The following is an 18,454-nucleotide window of genomic DNA, read 5'->3' as shown; positions in this document are numbered from 1 at the left end:
GGCTCAATGCACGCTGTTGCGCGCTATCTCCAGATCATTCATCAACCCCTTGGCCAGGGCGCTGAGGTAGTGCAGTGCCGTTACTGCGGCAGGGCGCGCGTCTTCCTGGTCGCTCAGGTCACGGATGCAGCCGAGCACGACCGAGACTTCCTCCAGCACCCGCTCCAGCGGTACGCCGGGCTGCACCCTGAACATATCCAGGAATGTGGCGATGCCGGCAGTGGTGTAGTGGTTCGATTGATCGTCCATGGACATTCCCTCAGATCCGGTTCAAGGCATGTTCAACCAGTGCCCGCGCGGTTTCGGCGCTTTGGGCAGCGTTGGCCAGCATGTTCAGGCCGGGCGCTCCGGCGCAGGCGCGGCAATGCTCGTCGATGGTTTCGGCAACGCCGAGCAGCAGTGCGCTGGCGTGGGCCAGGGCGTCGGGGGCGATCATGTCGGTTTGGATGGAGAAGGCGGGGTTGGTGATGAGGGTGAGGCGGGGTGGGTCGGGAACGCGTTTTTTCATGGCTACAGCTCCGTCTTGTTAGAGCTGCCGCAGACCCGTGGCTAAACGAATAGGTGGCAGCTGTACGCGGGTTAGCCAACCGGGAAGACGGCACCCGGCGCACCCAAGGGTGCCCCACGCACAGCCGCCATGAAGCACCCGAGCAATGCTCTGGAATGTGCAGGCGAGGTGCGACCGTCTTTGATCCGAGTGGCTAAACCCGATCGTTGATTTGGCAACGACCGGGCGAGCCTAGAGGGCGCCGCACGCCTCTCGCAATGGCTTGAGTGCGGCAAAAGTGTCTTTGGGAAATGGACTACGCGCAATGGGGAAAATCTGATGTAGGCCGAGGTGGAGGGCACCGGCTTTGCCGGTGTTCGCGGGCAAGCCCGCTCCTACAGGTTTTTCACAGATGTGGGAGCGGGCTTGCCCGCGAATGAGGTCGCCGCCGCTCTATCCATATGCCATATCGATATTTCCCCAACCCCACTTATACCCTCTATCCTCTGGTCACAACTTGTTATAACAAGTCAGCCGACTAGCGAAGAGACCCATGGCCGAACTGCTCCCCCTGTCCCCGGTACCGCTCTACACCCAGCTCAAGGAACTGCTGCGCGAGCGCATCCTCGATGGCACCTACCCGCCGCACAGCCGCATGCCGTCGGAAAGCGAGCTGGGCAAGGCGTTCGGGGTCAGTCGTATCACCGTGCGCCAGGCGCTGGGTGATCTGCAGAAAGAGGGGCTGATCTTCAAGATCCATGGCAAGGGCACCTTCGTCGCCAAGCCCAAGGCGTTCCAGAACGTCAGCACCCTGCAGGGCCTGGCCGAGTCGATGACGCAGATGGGCTACGAAGTGCTCAACCGACTGCGCAGCTTTCGCCATGTGCCGGCCACTGCGCTGGTGGCGGCGCGCTTGCAGGTCGAGGAGGGCAGCCTAGTGACCGAGATTCGCCGGGTGCGGCTGATCAACCGCGAGCCGATCTCGCTGGAGCTGACCTGGCTGCCCAAGCATGTCGGCGAGAAGCTGGAAAAGGCCGACCTGGTCACCCGCGACATCTTCCTGCTGCTGGAAAACGACTGTGGAATCGCCCTGGGCCATGCCGACCTTGCCATCGACGCGGTACTCGCCGACAGCGACCTGACCCAGGCGCTGGAAGTGGAAGAGGGCTCGCCGATCATGCGCATCGAGCGCCTGACCCACGCCGCCGACGGCACGCCGCTGGACTTCGAACACCTCTATTACCGCGGCGATGCCTTCCAGTACCGCCTGCGCATCGACCGCCAGAAAGGGGGCAAGGCATGAGCATCCAGACCCAGGACTACGACATCATCGTCATCGGCGGCGGCACCGCCGGGCCGATGGCGGCGATCAAGGCCAAAGAGCACGACAAGCGCTTGCGCGTGCTGTTGCTCGACAAGGCCAACGTCAAGCGCAGTGGCGCCATCAGCATGGGCATGGATGGCCTGAACAACGCGATCATCCCCGGACACGCCACCCCTGAGCAGTACACCAAGGAAATCACCGTCGCCAACGATGGCATCGTCAACCAGGCCACGGTGCACGCCTACGCCACCAAGAGCTTCGAGACCATCGAGCAGCTCGACCGCTGGGGCGTGAAGTTCGAGAAGGACGAGACCGGCGACTACGCGGTGAAGAAGGTCCACCACATGGGCGCCTACGTGCTGCCGATGCCCGAGGGCCACGACATCAAGAAGGTGCTGTACCGCCAGCTCAAGCGCGCCCGTGTGGAGATCAGCAACCGCATGGTCTGCACCCGCGTGCTGCTTGACGCTGAAGGCGCTGCGGCCGGGGTGCTGGGCTTCGATTGCCGCAGCGGTGAATTCCGCGTGGTCCGCGCCAAGGCGGTGATCCTTGCCTGCGGTGCGGCGGGGCGCCTCGGGCTGCCCTCGTCGGGCTACCTGATGGGCACCTACGAGAACCCGACCAACGCCGGCGACGGCTATGCCATGGCCTATCACGCCGGTGCAGAGCTGGCGAATCTCGAGTGCTTCCAGATCAACCCGCTGATCAAGGACTACAACGGCCCGGCCTGCGCCTACGTCACCGGCCCCCTGGGCGGCTACACCGCCAACAGCAAGGGCGAGCGCTTCATCGAGTGCGACTACTGGAGCGGGCAGATGATGTGGGAGTTCCACCAGGAGCTCGAAGGCGGTAACGGCCCGGTGTTCCTCAAGCTCGATCACCTGGCCGAGGAAACCATCCAGAACATCGAAGAGATCCTGCACAGCAACGAGCGCCCCAGCCGTGGCCAGTTCCACGCCGGGCGCGGCACCGACTATCGCCAGCACATGGTGGAGATGCACATCTCCGAAATCGGTTTCTGCTCCGGGCATTCGGCCTCGGGGGTGTGGGTCAACGAGAAGGCCGAGACCAGCGTCAAGGGCCTGTATGCCGCCGGTGACATGGCAGCGGTGCCGCACAACTACATGCTCGGTGCCTTCACCTACGGCTGGTTCGCCGGGATCAATGCCGCGCGTTACGTCGCCGGGCGCGAGCTGGCCGAGGTCGATGTGGCCCAGGTCGAGCGCGAGCAGGCGCGGGTGTTCGCGCCGCTGCAGCGCGAGCACGGCCTGCCGCCGGCGCAGGTCGAGTACAAGCTGCGGCGCATGGTCAACGACTACCTGCAGCCGCCGAAAGTGACCAAGAAAATGGAGATCGGCCTGACCCGTTTCGCCGAGATCGAGCGCGACCTCGAGCAGATGAAGGCCAGCAACCCCCATGAACTGATGCGAGCCATGGAAGTGAGCGTGATCCGCGACTGCGCCGAGATGGCGGCGCGGGCCTCGTTGTTCCGCCAGGAGAGCCGCTGGGGGCTGTACCACCACCGGGTCGATTTCCCCGAGCGCAACGATGCCGAGTGGTTCTGCCACTGCCATCTGAAGAAGGGTGAGGACGGCGAGATGACCAGCTTCAAGAAGCCGGTGGAGCCGTACCTGATTGCCCTGGATGCCGAGGAGCAGAGTGCCTACGACCGACTGCGGGTGAAGGCCGACGCGGCCTGAGCAGCGCCGCGACCTGTTGGAACCACATTCACTCTGTGGGAGCGGGTTTACCCGCGAAGACAACACCGCGGTGCATGGCCAGGGCTTTGCCCTGGTTCGCGGGTAAACCCGCTCCCACAGGGGCGCGCGCACCCTTATAGAAACGAGGGCCACAGGCCCCGAGGACCCCGTGAAATGGCCTACCAACCCCAGGAAATCTTCTTTCGCAGCAGCGCCCCGGTCACCATCGACGAAGACAAGTGCATCGCCGAAAAAGGCTGCACCGTCTGCGTCGAGGTGTGCCCGATGGACCTCTTGGCCATCAACCCAGCCACGCAGAAGGCCTACATGGCCTTCGACGAGTGCTGGTACTGCATGCCCTGCGAGAAAGACTGCCCGACCGGCGCCGTGAAGGTGGATATCCCCTACCTGCTGCGCTGAAAACACCCCCGCCATCCGGCGAACCACCGGACGCCCACACCGCAAGCCCCTCGTTTCCCACCACCCAAGCCTGGTGGCGGAGACGATTCCAATACCTAGACGATTCGAGGGGAAACACCCATGCGCCTTGCAGCAACCGTGGCCGGCCTCGCGCTGGCGATCACTGGCCTGAACGCCAGCGCCGAAACCATCCGTGTGGCCATCGGCACCCAGGACACCACCATCAACTGCGCCACTGGCGGCCTGCTGATCCGTGAGCTGGGCCTGTTGGAGAAGTACCTGCCCCACGACGGCAAGTACAAGGATGCGACCTACCAGGTGGAGTGGAAGAACTTCACCAGCGGCGCGCCGCTGACCAACGAAATGGTCGCCGGCAAGCTCGACTTCGGCGCCATGGCCGACTTCCCCGGCTCGTTCAACGGTGTCGCCCATCTCGATGCCGGCAAGCGCAGCCTGTTCATCAGCGTGCTGTCGGGCAGCGTGCATGGCAGCGGCAACGGCATCGTGGTGCCCGCCGCCTCCAGCGTGCAGTCGCTGGCCGAACTCAAGGGCCAGACCATCTCCGTGCCCTTCGCCTCCACCGCCCACGGCATGCTGCTGCGCGCCATCGCCGCCCAGGGCTGGGACCCGCAGAAGGATGTGCGGATCATCGCCCAGGCCCCGGAAATTGCAGGTTCTGCGCTGCGCAGCAACCGCATCGAGGCCCACGCCGATTTCGTGCCCTTCGCCGAGCTGTTCCCCAACCGTGGCTTCGCTCGCAAGATCTACGACGGCTCCCAGGCCAACGCGCCGACCTTCCACGGCGCACTGGTCGATGCGGACTATGCGAAGAAATACCCGGAGGTGGTCACCGCCTACCTGCGCGCCAGCCTTGAAGCCGATCGCCTGATCGCGGCCGAACCTGAAAAGTACAGCGAGCTGATCGAGAAGGTCACCGGCATCGAGGCCGAGGTCAATTACCTGTTCCACGGCCCCCTCGGCCTGCAGACCCGCGATCTGACCTGGAAGCCCGAGTATCGCCAGGCCGTCAACACCTCGATCGACACCCTCAAGCTGCTGAAAAAGACCGATCGCGGCCTGGACACCGACCGCTTCATCGACGACCAGTACATCCGCGCAGCCTTCAAGCAGGCTGGCCTGGACTACGACAAGGCACTCAAGAACTACGCCCCATCGCCGCTGAATGCCAATGACGCCTTGACCGGCAAGCCGATCACCGACTTCAGTCGCCTGGCGCAGATCTGGGTGCGCGGCGAAGACAAGGTCCGTCATTACGCCTCGCCGGAAGCCGCCCTTAGCGCCCTCGCCCAGCTCGAGCAGGAGGGCAAGGATATCCGCGCGATCTACGCCCAGGCCGCCGACAGTGGCATCAAGCTGTTGGCCAACCAGGCGTGGTTCGTGCGCAACGCCAAGGGCGAGCTGTCAGCCTTCCTGCTCAAGGACCAGGCTGAGCAGTACGCCAAGGCCCACGGCGGCGAAGCGCTGGACTTCGGCGACGCCAACCGCAAGTTCATCGCTCAGCGCTGAGTGAATGGAGCCGGGAGAATCCACATGAGCCGTTCCCTCGCGCGCTGGCCGTTGCGCCTGGCTTCGTTGCTGGCCTGCCTGCTGTTCTGGCAGGTGGCGGCCAGCCACAAGCTGAACTTCGGCCTGTTCACCTTCACCTATGTGCCGACGCCCGGCGCGGTGCTCGATGCGGCCTGGCAGCTGCTGGCCTCCAATGCGCTGCTGGCGCACCTGGGTAGCAGCCTGTCGCGGGTATTCGCTGGCTATCTGGCCGCAGCAGTGCTGGGGGTGGTGTTGGGGCTGTTGATCGGTCGCTCGAAATGGGCCGAAGACACCCTGCTACCGCCGCTGGAAGTGCTGCGGCCGATCCCGGCGGTGGCGTGGATTCCCCTGGCGATCCTGATGTTTCCGTCCTCGGAGCTGTCGATGGTGTTCATCACCTTCACCGGCGCGTTGTTCCCGATCCTGCTCAACACCGTGCATGGCGTCGAGGCGGTCGACCCACGGCTGGTCGCCTCGGCGCGCAGCCTGGGGGCAGGGCGCTGGGCGATCCTGCGGGAAGTGGTGCTGCCTGGTGCATTGCCAAGCATCGTCACGGGCCTGGCCATCGGCATGGGCACCTCGTGGTTCTGCCTGGTGACCGCCGAGATGATCTCCGGGCAGTTCGGCATTGGCTACTACACCTGGGAGTCCTACACCTTGCAGAACTACCCGGACATCATCGTCGGGATGTTGCTGATCGGCCTGTTGGGCATGGGCAGTAGTGCCCTGGTCAAGCGCCTCGGTGCGCTGGCCACGCCCTGGTACCGCGCGCGGAGGAGTTCGTGATGGGCCGTTATCAGCAGGCGCCAACGCCGGGGCGTATCGAGGCGCAGGGCGTGTCGATACGTCTGGGGCAGGGCCGCGAGGCGTTCGAGGCCGTGCAGGCGCTGGACTTTGCCATCGCCCCGGGCGAATTCGTGTGCATCCTTGGCCCCTCCGGGTGTGGCAAGTCCACCCTGCTCGGTGCCCTGGCCGGCCACCTGATGCCGGCCGGCGGCCAGTTGCACGTCGATGGCCAGCCCATCGACGGCCCGTCGCCCGAGCGCGGCATGGTGTTCCAGCACCATACCCTGCTGCCCTGGCGCAGCGTGCTCGACAACGTCGCTTTCGGCCTGAAGATGCAGGGGGTGGCCAAGCCCGAACGCCAGCGCCGCGCCCATGAAATGCTTCAACTCGTGGGGCTTGCCGACTTCGCCGAGCGTTGGCCCAGCCAGTTGTCTGGCGGCATGCAGCAACGGGCCGAGATTGCCCGGGTGCTGATCAACCATCCGCGCCTGCTGTTGATGGACGAACCCTTCGGTGCCCTCGACGCACAGACCCGCTCGCGCATGCAGGAGTTGCTGCTGGATATCTGGACGCGCATCCGCACCACCGTGGTGTTCGTCACCCACGATATCGACGAAGCGCTGTTCCTGGCCGACCGCATCCTGGTGATGAGCCCGCGCCCCGGGCGCTTCATCGAAGACCTGCGGCTGGACTTCGCCCGCCCGCGTCGCGCGAGCCTGCTGACCAGCCCGGCGTTCACCCACCTCAAGCGTCACTGCCTGGCGCTGCTGCGCCATGAAGAAGGCCGCGAACTGCCGCGCCTGACACCGTTGGGCCTGCCCGACACCGACCCTCCTGCGCTACGGATCGCCCTATGACTGATCGAATCACCGACAACCCCGACATCCTCGACCTGCTGCCACGCTTGGGCGATGGCGACGCTGGCGTACGGCGCATCGCGCTGATCGAGCTGGCCGATCTCGAAGACCCCGAAAGCCTGCCTTGGCTGACCGATGCGCTGCTGGTCGACACCCACGCCGAAGTGCGCGCCGAGGCCGCGCGTCTGCTGGAGGCCTGGGAGGAACCCGAAGTGGTGCAGGCCCTGTGTGCGGCGTTGGCCGATGCCGCCGAACCCGTGCGCCTGGCGGCGGCGCAGAGCTTGAGTGAGCTTAAGAGCCTGGAGGCAGGGCTGTTGATCTTGCCGTGGGTCAATCACGCCGAGCCTTTCGTGCGTGCCAGCGCGCTGCGTGCCTTGCGCGAGCTGCGCCTGGAAGAGGCAGCCGCACCCGCGCTGCTGGCGTTGGACGACAGCGAGGCCGCGGTGCGTCGCGAGGCCGTGGGGATTCTCGGTTGGCTCAAGCATGAACCGGCACTGCCGGCCTTGGCGCGGCTGGCTGGTGAAGAGGTGGATACCGACGTGCGCCGCGCGGCCATCGGCGCACTGGGCCTGGCCCGTGACGGCAGTGTATTGCCGGCGTTGATTGCCGCGCTGGGCGACCCCGCCTGGCAGGTGCGCGAAGAAGCCGCCACGACCTTGGGCAAGGTGGGCGAGGCGCAGGCAGGCAATGCACTGATTGCCGCGTTGAATGACAGCTATTGGCAAGTGCGTCTGCGGGCCGCCCGGGCGCTTGGCCGCCTGCGCCACCGCCCAGCGCTGGACGGCTTGGCCGTGCTGCTCGGCCATGGCATCGCCAACCTGCGCAAGGAGGCTGCCCTGGCCCTGGGCGAGCTGGGCGATGCGCGGGCTTTGGCGGTGCTGCGGGGGGCCGAAGACGACAGCGACCCCGAAGTGCGCAAGGCAATACGTATCGCCCTGGCGCAGTTGCAGGGTGTGGCGTGATGGATGTGCCCAGTGGCGTGTCGAACCAGCGCAGCGAGGGCGAGCTGGCGCTGCAATGGGGCGAGGTGCGCCAGGTGATCAGCCATGCTCGCCTGCGTGGTGCCTGCCCTTGCTCGCAGTGCCGTGCGGCCAGGTTGCGTGGCGGGATCAGCCTGGTGGCGGAAGATGTGCGGATAGAGCGCATCGAGCTGCAGGGATATGGCCTGCAACTGATGTTCAGCGATGGGCATGATCGAGGGATCTATCCCTGGGCGTATTTGCGCGAGCTGCAGTGACCGGGCAGGCTCCTTCGCGGGCAAGCCTGCACCCACAGAAGTTGCACGCGAACCCAAGCCTCCAAGAGCAGGCTTACCCGCGAAGCACTCACAGCGCAATCAGCTCCGGCCGCAACCCCTCCACCCGGCTCGGCGCGGGCCTCAGGTGGTCACCCGCTCCGGTGATCTGCTGCAGCACCTTTTCGCGCAGGCCGTGCAAGGCCACGCCCGTGCGCAAGCGCGGATGCGGCAGCTCGATCTCGACCACCGCCTTGATCCGCCCTGGGCGTGGCTCCAGCACCACCACTCGGTCTGCCAGATACGTGGCTTCTTCGGCATCATGGGTGACCAGCAAGATGGTCACCCCCGACCGTTCGCGAATCGCCAGCAATTCGTCCTGCAACTGCTGCCGGGTCAAGGCATCCAGTGCGCCGAAGGGCTCGTCCAGCAGCAGGATGCGCGGGCTTGCCACCAGCCCGCGGGCGATCGCCACGCGCTGTGCCATGCCCCCGGAAAGCTGGTGCGGATAGGCTGACTCGAACCCCGTCAGCCCCACCAGTTGCACGAACTCATGCACCTTGCGCGCTCGCTCGCCCTGGGTGAGCGGGTCGTTGACCAGGCCCAGGGCGATGTTTTGCTCGACCGTCAGCCAAGGGAACAGGCGATGCTCCTGGAACACGATGCCGCGTTCGCCGCCGATGCCGGTCACCGGCTTGCCGTCGATGCGGATGCTGCCGTTGAAGTCGGTGTCCAGCCCCACCAGCAGGCGCAACAGGGTGGACTTGCCACAGCCCGAGGCGCCCACGATGGCGATGAATTCACCTTCGTTGATCGACAGGTCGAAGCCGCGAATGGCTTCGAACGGTTGGCCGTCGACGCTGAAGGTCTTACCGACGTTTTCGAAGCTGACCAGCGGCGGGGTGGCGTCGGGTTGATTGGCGGCGTGCAGGGCCGAGGTGTTGAAGGCGTTCATGCGGTTCTCCAGCGCGTGGCGCGCGATTCGAGGCGTTGTCCGAGGTTGCCGAGCAGGGCACCGACCAGGCCGATCAGCACCATCGCGGCCATCACCTGGTCCATGCGAAACAGCTGTTGAGCGCCCAGCATCAGGCTGGCGATACCGCCGTCCGAAGGCATGAAGTATTCCGCGCCGATGGTGCCCAGCCAGGCGTAGATCAACGACAGGCGCAGGCCGGCGAAAATAGCCGGGGCGGCGCCGGGCAACACCAGCAGGCGCAGGCGATGGGGCAGGTCCAGGCGCAGTGTGCGTGCCGCTTCCCCAAGCTGCGGCGACAGGCTGGCGATGCCACGCTGGGTGGCGATCAGCAACGGGAAGAACGCTGCCAGCCCGACGAACACCAGCTTCGACCCTTCACCCAGGCCGAACCAGGCGGTCAGCAGCGGCACCCAGGCGAACAGCGCGACCTGGCGCAGCGCCGACAAGCTTGGCCCGAACAGGCGCTCGCCGGTGCGCGACAATCCCAGCACCAGGCCCACGGCAAAGCCTGCGCCACCGCCGAGCAGCAGGCCGAGCAGGGTGCGCTGCAGGCTGCGCGCCATGGCGTCGGGGAGCGAGCCATCGAACAGGCCGCCAATCAGGCTGCGCAGCACCTCGAGCGGTGAGGTGAGGATATTGCCGTCGACCCAACCGAAACTGTTGCAGGCCTGCCACAACGCCAGCAACGCCAGCGGCAGCAGCCATCCCTGCCAGGCGCGCGAGGTATCACGCAGGCGTTGTTCGCCGGTCGCCGATTGCGGCCAGTACAGCAGCCGGCGCTCCAGGCGCGAGAAGCCGTGTTCCATGCCGGCCCCGACCACACCGATCAGCAGGATGCAGAGAAACACCAGGTCGAGCATGAACAACTGCCGGCCCCAGACCATCAGGTAACCGATGCCTTCACTGGAGGCCAGCAGTTCCACTGCCAGCAAAGAGGTCCAGCCGGTTGCCAGGCCCAGGCGCACGCCGGCCAGGAACGCGGGCAGGGCGGCGGGCAGCAGCAGGCGCAGGAACAACAGGTGTGGCGGCAGGCGCAGCACGGCGGCGGCCTCGCGCAGCCGGGGCTGGGCGTCGCGTATACCGATCAGTGTGTGCAGGGTGACCGGTACCACCACGGCCTTGACCAGCACCACCAGCTTGAGCCATTCGCCGATGCCGAAGAACAGCATGAACAGCGGGATCCAGGCCAGTGTCGGGATCTGCGCGAGGGCGATGAAGGTTGGTAGCACCAGGGTTTGGGCGCGGCGAGAGCTGCCCAGCCAGGTGCCGAGCAACAGGCCGCTGACGATCCCGGCGAGCAGACCCCAGAGCAGGCGCTGCAGGCTTATCCACAGGTGGCCCCAGAGCTCGCCCGAGCCGTACTCCAGGGCCGTCTGCCAGACCAATGACGGAGCCGGCAGGATCTGCTCGCTCATCCAGTGCCGCTGGCTGGCCACCCACCACAAAAGCGCCACGGCGACCGGGATCACCCAGGGGATCGCCTTGTCTGCCCAGCCGCGCCTCGCGAAGGATACCCGCCAACCGCCCTGGCTCAACGCTGTCGTGCTCTCGCTCATCGATCCCTCTCTAGAAGCGTTTCAAGCTTATGCGCTAAAGGAATAAAAAATATTCAATGCCAATATCAAAGAAATAAGAGCATGCATCCTGTGCATCGGGAAGCCCCCGGACATTGCGTTTTGCTCATATTTGCGATGCGTCCTGCGCAAGCCGGGCGCAGAGCCGCGTCTTTGCTCATTTATAGCTTTCGGTTACTTGAGCATGAGTTTTCGGTCTTTGCCGGTTCTAAGCGGGGCGGCCTAGCGTTTGGCCAACGCGCCGGTCATCGCCGGCGGCAGCCTGCCAAGGAGCCATGCCATGAAAACCCCGTTCCGCCACCTATTGCTCGCCGCGCTGTGCAGCGTCCTGCCGCTGGCCGCTCAGGCCGCTGACAGCGCCAAGCCCGAGGTCATCCGTATCGCCGTGCCTGACCTGAGCGCTGGCAGCAAACCCAGCGCCGGGGGCGTGGTCGATGTGCTGCGTGATCAGCAATTGCTGGAAAAAGCCTTCGCCCAGGATGGCATTCGCATCGACTGGCGCTTCTTCAAGGGTGCCGGGCCCGCAGTCAACGAAGCTCTGGCCAACGGCCAGGCAGACTTCGCCTACCTGGGCGACCTGGCCGCGATCATCGGCAAGTCCAGCGGCCTGGACACCCATGTGCTGGCGGCCGGGGTGCGTGGGGTGAAGAGCTACCTGGGGGTGGTGCCGGGCTCCGGCATCCGCAGCCTGGCGGATCTGAAGGGCAAGCGCGTGGCGGTGTTCCGTGGCACCGCCAACCAGCTGTCGTTTGCCAGCGCCCTGGCCAGCCAGGGCCTCTCGGAGCGCGACCTGAAAGTCATCAACCTGGACTTCAACGCGTCCAACGCGGCGCTCGCCGCCAAGCAGATCGACGCCACCTGGGGCCTGTCGAACCTGCTGTCGCTGCGTGACCGCGGGCTGGTCGAGCTGCCGGTCAACTCGCGCGACCTCAAAGGCGCTGGCAGTACCCAGTCGGTACTCGTAGGCACGGGCGAGTTCATCCGCAAGCACCCGGACCTGGTCCAGCGCCTGGTCAGCACCCAGCAGCAGGCGGTGAACTGGCTGCGTGACGAGCGCAACCGCGAGGCGTACCTGGATCTGGTGTCGAGCACCGCCAACTGGCCGCGCAGCGTGCTCAGTGACGACCTGGCCCAGGAAAACCTCGCCCACTATTTCGATCCGCGCCTGGACGGCGAATTCGTCGGCCTGCTGCAGCAGGGCGTCGACCTGGCCGCCAAGGAGCGCCTGATTCGCCGCAGCTTCCAGGTATCCGACTGGATCGACCCTCGTTTCATCGATACCGCCCTGCAACAGGAACAGGCCGTCCAGGCCGCCCGCTGAATCCATCGTAAGGAGCACGACATGAGCAACGCCGCATTGGCCGCCGCGCCACAAGCCCTGGAACTCGATATCCATCCGGTCGCCGGCCGCATCGGTGCCGAGATCCGCAACCTGAAGCTGTCCGCTGACCTGGACACTGCCACCGTCGACGCCCTCCAGGCGGCGCTGGTGCGGTACAAGGTGATCTTCTTCCGTAACCAGACCCACCTCGACGACCAGGGCCAGGAAGCCTTCGCCAAGCGGCTCGGCGAGCCAATCGCCCACCCCACCGTGCCGGTGGTCGATGGCACCCGCTACCTGTTGCAGCTCGACGGCGCCGAGGGCCAGCGCGCCAACTCCTGGCACACCGACGTGACCTTCGTCGACGCCTACCCCAAGGCGTCGATCCTGCGCAGCGTGGTGGCGCCGGCCTCCGGTGGTGATACGGTCTGGGCCAACACCGCGAGCGCGTATCAAGAGCTGCCTGAACCGCTGCGCGAGCTGGCCGACAAGCTCTGGGCCGTGCACAGCAACGAGTACGACTATGCCGGCGCCAAGCCGGATGTGGACCCCGAGCGGCTGGAGCGCTACCGCAAGGTGTTCACCTCGACCGTGTACGAGACCGAGCATCCGCTGGTGCGCGTGCACCCGATCAGCGGTGAACGGGTGCTGCAGCTGGGGCACTTCGTCAAGCGCATCAAGGGGTATTCACAGGCGGATTCGAACCACCTGTTCAACTTGCTGCAGGGGCATGTGACGCGTCTGGAGAACACCGTGCGCTGGCGCTGGCAGGCGGGGGACGTGGCAATCTGGGATAACCGCGCGACGCAGCACTATGCGGTGGACGATTACGGCACCCAGCCGCGGATCGTGCGGCGGGTGACCCTGGCCGGTGAGGTGCCGGTGGGGGTGGATGGGCAGTTGAGTCGGACCACACGCAAGGGGTGATCCTGTAGCGGGTGTGTCGGCTTTTTCGCGGGCAAGTCCGCTCCCTGTGGGAGCGCGCTTGCCCGCGAAAAGTCCACGACCGATCCCTAACCTTCCCTATCACAAGCAATCAACTGCCGCACCAACCCCTGCGCCAATGGGGACAACCCATAGCCCACCCGGCTGACGATGCCGTAGCGGGTATGGCAAGCCTCTTCCTGTTCCGCCGTCAGGTCCACCAGCTCCAGCGCCACCAGCCGCTCTTCATCCTGATAAGGCCGCAAGTTGCCCCGGCAGGCGATGCCGATGGTGTCTGACTGCATCACCACGTTGAGCAGCGCATAGCCATGCTCGCACTCCACGTTGGGCAGGAAGTCCTGGCGGCCGCTCATCTCGCTGAGCACCTTGCGGATGTTCGGCGGGCGCAAGGTGGTGGCCATCGGGTAGTCGAACAGGTCACGCGCGCGCACCTCGTTGCGCTCGGTCAGCGGATGCCCGGCGCGGCAACAGAAGTACCAGCGTTGCGGCGTGAGTTTGTGCACCCGGTAGTCCGGGTCGGCTTCGAACTGACGGGTGTCGGCGACGAAGAACTCGATCTCCTCGGCCATCAGCCTGCGGTTCAACGCCTGCCAGTTATCCACCTGGAAGCAGGTGCGCGCCGCCGGAAACTCGGTCACGAAGCGCGCCACCGCGCGTGGCACCAGCCCACCGGCAGGCGCCGGCCCCGAACCGAAGCGCACCATGCCGGTCGTCGCGCCATTGAACTGGTTGATCTCGTTGACCAGGTTGTGCGCGCCATGCACCAGGCGCCGCGAATGCTCCAGTACCAACTGGCCCTGGCGGGTCGGTGCCAGCTCCTTGCTGGCGCGGTCGACCAGGCGACAGCCGACGTTGTGCTCCAGCGTCTGGATGCTGCGGCTGAAGGCCGATTGCGACAGGTTCACGGCCGCGGCGGCGGCGACGAAGCTGCGGTGCTCGACCAGGGCGATGAAGTGGCGAAGCTGACGGAGATCGATATGCATTTTCTACATGAAAACTTTCGGTGAAATGCAATTGCTGACAAGGGTTGTGAACCTTATAAATGCAGTTACTTATTCCACAAAATATGAAATGCAAATATTTATATCTCTTAAAAGAATATAAGCCCCTCTGACTGCGATTCGGTTCCGTCAACGGAAATGCTCGCCAGGGCCCATGCCTCAAGGAGCATCTGCATGTCGCGAGTTTTCCGTTGGCCGACGCGTGCGTCGCTGTTCACCCTGCAACCCCTGGCCGCTGGTGTGCTGTTGGCGACCGCCGGTCATGTCCTCGCCGAGCCGGCGCCTGCCGACGCTGCACCCACCGTCGAACAGGACGCCAAGCTTGGCACCGTCACGGTCAATGCCCGGCGCCGCGAGGAAACCTCGCAGAGCGTGCCCACGCCCATCAGCGTGCTGGGCAGCGAAACCCTGGAAACCCAGCGTATCTACCGAGTGCAGGACCTGCAGCAACTGGTGCCCAGCACCAATGTCGCCTACGTCCATGCGCGCCAGTCGAGCATCTCGATCCGCGGCCTGGGCAACAACCCGGCCAGCGATGGCCTCGAAGGCAGCGTCGGGGTGTATCTGGACAACGTCTATCTGGGGCGCCCCGGCATGGCCGTGTTCGACCTGCTCGACGTGGAGCAGCTCGAAGTGCTGCGTGGCCCGCAGGGCACGCTGTTCGGCAAGAACACCACGGCCGGGGTACTCAACATCACCACCCGCAAGCCGACCTTCCAGCGCGAGGGCAGCGTGCAATCGTCGTTGGGGGAGGACGGCTACTGGCAAACGCAAGGCAGTTTCTCCGGCCCGATCACCGACACCCTCGCCGGGCGCATCAGCGCTTACCGCACCGAGGACGACGGCTATGTGAAGAACCTCTACAACGGCGACGATCTCAACGGTGGCAAGCGCCAGGGTTTTCGCACCCAGTTGCTGTTCAAGCCCAGCGATACCTTCAACCTGCGCTGGATCGGCGAGTACAACGAAGAAGACTCCAACAACGGCATCCTCAGCCTCTACAGCACCGGCCCGACCATCAACGGCGTCAACCGCTACGAAAGCCTGGCCAGCCAGGCTGGCGCCACCTTGGTGTCGGGCAAGAAGCGCAAGGTCAACTTCGATGCCGACCAGATGGTCAAGGTGTTCCAGGGCGGCACTTCGGTCGAGGCCAACTGGACGCTGCCCAACGACTTCACCCTGACCTCGATCACCGCCTACCGCTGGTGGGATTTCACGCCACGCAACGACGACGGCCTCAACGTGCCCGCCGCCTACAACGCGGGCGTGTCGGTGCGCGACAAGCAGTACTCGCAGGAACTGCGCCTGGCCTCGCCCACCGGCGGCTTCTTCGACTACGTGCTGGGGGCCTACTACTTCAAGCAGGACCTGGACAACAAGTCGTTCACCTATTACGGCCCCCAGGCCGACATCTGGAACGCCACCCCGGCCGGTGCCTTGGCCAACGTCACCACCCTCGGCAACGGCCATATCGATACCGACAGCTATGCGTTGTTCGCCCAGGGCACCTGGCACCTGACCGAGCGCCTGGACTTCACCGCAGGCGTGCGCGGCACTTATGAAGAGAAGAATGCCTGGGTGACCCGCGATGATCCCTTTGGCGGTGCCGCGGTCACCGGTGCAGCCGCGACAGCACGCCAGGGCCGCGTGGGGGCCTACGATTCGGGCGACCTCAGCCAGTACAGTTTCGCGCCGTCGGGGCTGCTGAGCCTGAGTTACCGCTTCAACGACGAGGTGCTTGGCTACGCCAGCCTTTCGCACGGCGAAAAGTCGGGTGGCGTGAACCTGACCGTCGGCGCCGCCCCGCGCCTGGGCACCGACTCGCTGCAGGTCGGCACCGAGCGGATCAACAACGCCGAGCTCGGGGTCAAGAGCACGCTGCTCGACAACCGCCTGCAACTCAATGCCAACCTGTTCTGGGCGCAAGTACATGGCTACCAGGCCAACGTCTACGACCAGGTCAATCGCGTGCAGTACCTGGCCAACGCCGGCAGCGTGCGCTCGCGTGGTTTCGAATTCGAGGCCACGGCCGTGCCATTGCGCGGCCTGACCTTGAACTTCAACGGCTCGTGGAACGACGTGCGCTACACCGAGTACAAGGACGCCCCGTGCCCGCCGGAGGTCAGCCTGGTCAATGCCGCCGCGACTTGCGACTTGTCCGGCCACCAGGTGGTCGGTGCCTCCAAGTACATCGCCAACCTCAACGCCCAGTACAAGTGGCAACTGGCCGAGCGCATCGAGCCCTATGTCACCGCCAGCTACGCCTTCCGCTCTCGCGCAGTGGGCACCATCGACGACTCGGACTACGGCCAGATCCCCAGCTACGCCATCGTCAACCTCTCCACCGGCGTGCGCCTGGACCAGGGCGACGGCGTGCTCGACCTGTCGCTGTGGGTGAAGAACGCCGGCGACAAGACCTATTTCACCAGCCTGTGGAATTCCGCCAACGGCGGCTATGCCGGCGTGCTCGGCACGCCGCGCACCGTGGGCGCCACCGCCCGCTACGACTTCTGAGGACAAGGAGCTTTGCCATGAACGCCAAGACCGAAACCCCCGCCCTGCCCGAGGGCGCTTGCATCACCGCGAAAGTGCCCACCGACGACCAGGCGCTGCTCGGGGACATCGTCGTCAACCCTTACCGCCTGGCGCCGCTGACCGCGATCATCCGCGACGGCGGGCGCACCATCAGTAACGCCCATGTGCGTGTGCTGGGCCGTGGCGAGCGGGGTGTGGACATTGCCTACGACGTCTCGAACCGCTCGCTGTGGACTTACGGCGGCATCCCGGTGTTCGGGCTCTACCCGGACCACGTCAACCAGGTCGAGGTCAGCTACAAGCTCGACGGTGAGCGCGTGCGTGAGCGTTATGAAATCTACGCCCCGGCCGTGCGCCTGCCGGTCGTGGCGAAACAGACGGCGGCGCTGCCGCTGGTCGAACCGATCAAGGTGGCGCCGGGCTTCGAGAAACGTCTCTACCTGTTCAACCACCTGCTGGGCGAGATCCCCGGTGGCCGTGCCTTCAAGTGGAACGGCCTGGGCGGTGCTGCCGAGTGGGATCAGGTCGGCAACAACTGGATCGCCGACAGCAATGGCGATGTGCGCTGGTACCTGGATATCGAGCAGATCCACGACTCCAACCGCCGCGATGGCCTGGGGGGGACCATGGGCTTCCAGCAGACCCGCGACGGCAAGCTGATCTGGGGCCAGGGCCAGACCTACTCCAAGTTCGACCTGCTGGGGCGGCGTGTCTGGCAGCGCAACCTGCCGGACAAGTTCGCCGACTTCTCCCACGAGATCCGCGAAACGGCACAGGGCACCTACCTGCTGCGGGTCGGCACCAGCGACTACCGGCGTCCGGACGGCAAGCGCGTGCGCTCGATCCGCGACCACATCATCGAGGTTGACGAGGCGGGGGATGTCCTGGACTTCTGGGACCTCAACCAGATCCTCGACCCCTACCGCGGCGACCTGCTGGAAACCCTCGGCAAGGCGGCGATCCAGTTGCCGGCGGGCGTGCACAAGCAGGACGAGCGCCTGGCCAACGAGCTGGCCGAAGGCGATCTGCCGTTCGGCGACACTCCCGGCGTCGGCACCGGGCGCAACTGGGCGCATGTCAATGCCATCGACTACGACGCCAATGACGACAGCATCATCGTTTCAGCGCGCCATCAAGGGGTGGTGAAGATCGGGCGTGACAAGCAGGTGAAGTGGATCCTCGCCTCGCCCCAGGGCTGGCCCGCGCGGCTGAAGGCCAAGGTGCTGACGCCAGTTGGCGGCGATGGCTTCGACTGGTCGTGGACGCAGCACACCGCCTGGCTCACCGGCAAGGGTACGCTGACCGTGTTCGACAACGGCTGGGGCCGCGATTTCGCCCCGACCAAGCTCAGCGGCAACTACAGCCGCGCGGTGGAGTACCGCATCGATGAGGCCAAGGGTACGGTCGAGCAGGTGTGGGAATACGGCAAAGAGCGAGGCGACGAGTGGTATAGCCCGATCACTTCGGTGGTGGCCTACCGTCCGGAGACCGATACCCAGTTCATCTATTCCGCCTCGGTGGGCTACCTGACGCCGGAGAAGCTCACCACTACGGTGCTCAATGAGGTGCGCCGTGGCACTCAGGAGGTGTTGGTGGAGTTGAAGGTGCACAGCCGTCAGCCGGGGAGTGTGGGGTATCGGGCTCTGGTGATCGAGCTGGACAAGGCCTTCTGATAGAGCGGCATCACATTTTCGTCAGCTCGATCGTCTAATCTTTGCTGGCCCTATCGCGGGACAAGCCCGCTCC

17 protein-coding genes are annotated in these 18,454 nt (G+C 65.3%); 12 read left to right on the top strand and 5 right to left on the bottom strand.

The window, feature by feature from the left end; genetic code table 11:
• Nucleotides 1-3: 3 nt before the first annotated feature.
• Together F6X62_RS01505 and F6X62_RS01500 are read right to left on the bottom strand one after the other, a co-directional pair.
• Nucleotides 4-249 (bottom strand): DUF3077 domain-containing protein, encoded by a 246-nt coding sequence (locus F6X62_RS01505; RefSeq protein WP_153772492.1) that lies wholly within the window; start codon nt 247-249, stop codon nt 4-6.
• Nucleotides 250-259: 10 nt separating this feature from the next.
• Entirely contained in the window at nt 260-508 is a 249-nt protein-coding gene (locus tag F6X62_RS01500) for a hypothetical protein (protein ID WP_054891629.1), read from the bottom strand.
• Between the two features lie 532 nt (nt 509-1,040).
• Here F6X62_RS01500 and F6X62_RS01495 point away from each other — a divergent pair.
• From F6X62_RS01495 to F6X62_RS01460, 8 genes are all read left to right on the top strand, one after another.
• Complete coding sequence (locus F6X62_RS01495; protein WP_054891630.1) at nt 1,041-1,790, top strand: GntR family transcriptional regulator; 750 nt, start codon at nt 1,041-1,043, stop codon at nt 1,788-1,790.
• Nucleotides 1,787-3,511, top strand: coding sequence for a fumarate reductase/succinate dehydrogenase flavoprotein subunit (locus F6X62_RS01490; protein WP_063542162.1), 1,725 nt, complete (start codon nt 1,787-1,789; stop codon nt 3,509-3,511). Before F6X62_RS01495 ends, F6X62_RS01490 begins: the two co-directional genes overlap by 4 nt.
• Nucleotides 3,512-3,685: 174 nt before the next feature.
• Nucleotides 3,686-3,931, top strand: a complete 246-nt coding sequence (locus tag F6X62_RS01485; protein WP_008096634.1) for a ferredoxin family protein — start codon at nt 3,686-3,688, stop codon at nt 3,929-3,931.
• A 120-nt stretch (nt 3,932-4,051) separates the two neighbouring features.
• Nucleotides 4,052-5,458 (top strand): ABC transporter substrate-binding protein, encoded by a 1,407-nt coding sequence (locus F6X62_RS01480; RefSeq protein WP_153772491.1) that lies wholly within the window; start codon nt 4,052-4,054, stop codon nt 5,456-5,458.
• Between the two features lie 24 nt (nt 5,459-5,482).
• Nucleotides 5,483-6,265, top strand: coding sequence for an ABC transporter permease (locus F6X62_RS01475; RefSeq protein WP_065861707.1), 783 nt, complete (start codon nt 5,483-5,485; stop codon nt 6,263-6,265).
• The gene (locus F6X62_RS01470) at nt 6,265-7,122 is read left to right on the top strand and encodes an ABC transporter ATP-binding protein (protein ID WP_063542168.1); all 858 of its coding nucleotides are present in this window, start codon (nt 6,265-6,267) and stop codon (nt 7,120-7,122) included. Before F6X62_RS01475 ends, F6X62_RS01470 begins: the two co-directional genes overlap by 1 nt.
• Nucleotides 7,119-8,084 (top strand): HEAT repeat domain-containing protein, encoded by a 966-nt coding sequence (locus tag F6X62_RS01465; RefSeq protein ID WP_153772490.1) that lies wholly within the window; start codon nt 7,119-7,121, stop codon nt 8,082-8,084. Before F6X62_RS01470 ends, F6X62_RS01465 begins: the two co-directional genes overlap by 4 nt.
• On the top strand, nt 8,084-8,359 hold the full coding sequence (locus F6X62_RS01460; RefSeq protein ID WP_153772489.1) for a gamma-butyrobetaine hydroxylase-like domain-containing protein: 276 nt from the start codon (nt 8,084-8,086) through the stop codon (nt 8,357-8,359). The genes F6X62_RS01465 and F6X62_RS01460 overlap by 1 nt, the downstream gene beginning before the upstream one ends.
• Nucleotides 8,360-8,447: 88 nt before the next feature.
• Here the strand turns inward: F6X62_RS01460 and F6X62_RS01455 are convergent, their stop codons facing one another.
• Together F6X62_RS01455 and F6X62_RS01450 are read right to left on the bottom strand one after the other, a co-directional pair.
• Nucleotides 8,448-9,311, bottom strand: a complete 864-nt coding sequence (locus F6X62_RS01455; protein WP_054891637.1) for an ABC transporter ATP-binding protein — start codon at nt 9,309-9,311, stop codon at nt 8,448-8,450.
• Nucleotides 9,308-10,888, bottom strand: a complete 1,581-nt coding sequence (locus F6X62_RS01450; RefSeq protein WP_153772488.1) for an ABC transporter permease — start codon at nt 10,886-10,888, stop codon at nt 9,308-9,310. The genes F6X62_RS01455 and F6X62_RS01450 overlap by 4 nt, the downstream gene beginning before the upstream one ends.
• Before the next feature lie 298 nt (nt 10,889-11,186).
• On the opposite strand from F6X62_RS01450, the gene F6X62_RS01445 reads away from it, so the two are divergent.
• Together F6X62_RS01445 and F6X62_RS01440 are read left to right on the top strand one after the other, a co-directional pair.
• Nucleotides 11,187-12,227 carry an ABC transporter substrate-binding protein gene (locus F6X62_RS01445; protein WP_153772487.1) on the top strand — a complete coding sequence of 347 codons (1,041 nt, stop codon included), beginning with the start codon at nt 11,187-11,189 and terminating at the stop codon, nt 12,225-12,227.
• 21 nt (nt 12,228-12,248) lie between these two features.
• Complete coding sequence (locus tag F6X62_RS01440) at nt 12,249-13,154, top strand: TauD/TfdA family dioxygenase (RefSeq protein WP_054891639.1); 906 nt, start codon at nt 12,249-12,251, stop codon at nt 13,152-13,154.
• Nucleotides 13,155-13,240: 86 nt separating this feature from the next.
• Here F6X62_RS01440 and F6X62_RS01435 read toward each other — a convergent pair whose 3' ends face one another.
• Nucleotides 13,241-14,155 (bottom strand): LysR family transcriptional regulator, encoded by a 915-nt coding sequence (locus F6X62_RS01435; protein WP_153772486.1) that lies wholly within the window; start codon nt 14,153-14,155, stop codon nt 13,241-13,243.
• 192 nt (nt 14,156-14,347) lie between these two features.
• Here F6X62_RS01435 and F6X62_RS01430 point away from each other — a divergent pair, with 192 nt between their 5' ends.
• Both F6X62_RS01430 and F6X62_RS01425 read left to right on the top strand, forming a co-directional pair.
• Entirely contained in the window at nt 14,348-16,687 is a 2,340-nt protein-coding gene (locus F6X62_RS01430; protein ID WP_112897113.1) for a TonB-dependent receptor, read from the top strand.
• Between the two features lie 17 nt (nt 16,688-16,704).
• Nucleotides 16,705-18,381, top strand: coding sequence for an aryl-sulfate sulfotransferase (locus F6X62_RS01425; protein WP_153772485.1), 1,677 nt, complete (start codon nt 16,705-16,707; stop codon nt 18,379-18,381).
• The last annotated feature ends 73 nt before the right edge of the window (nt 18,382-18,454 follow it).

It is taken from the genome of Pseudomonas sp. MNR3A (assembly GCF_009650575.1).
GTDB lineage: Bacteria > Pseudomonadota > Gammaproteobacteria > Pseudomonadales > Pseudomonadaceae > Aquipseudomonas > Aquipseudomonas machongensis.
The sequence above is the reverse complement of the archived record's forward strand: the minus strand, read 5'-3'. Positions and strand labels throughout refer to the sequence as shown.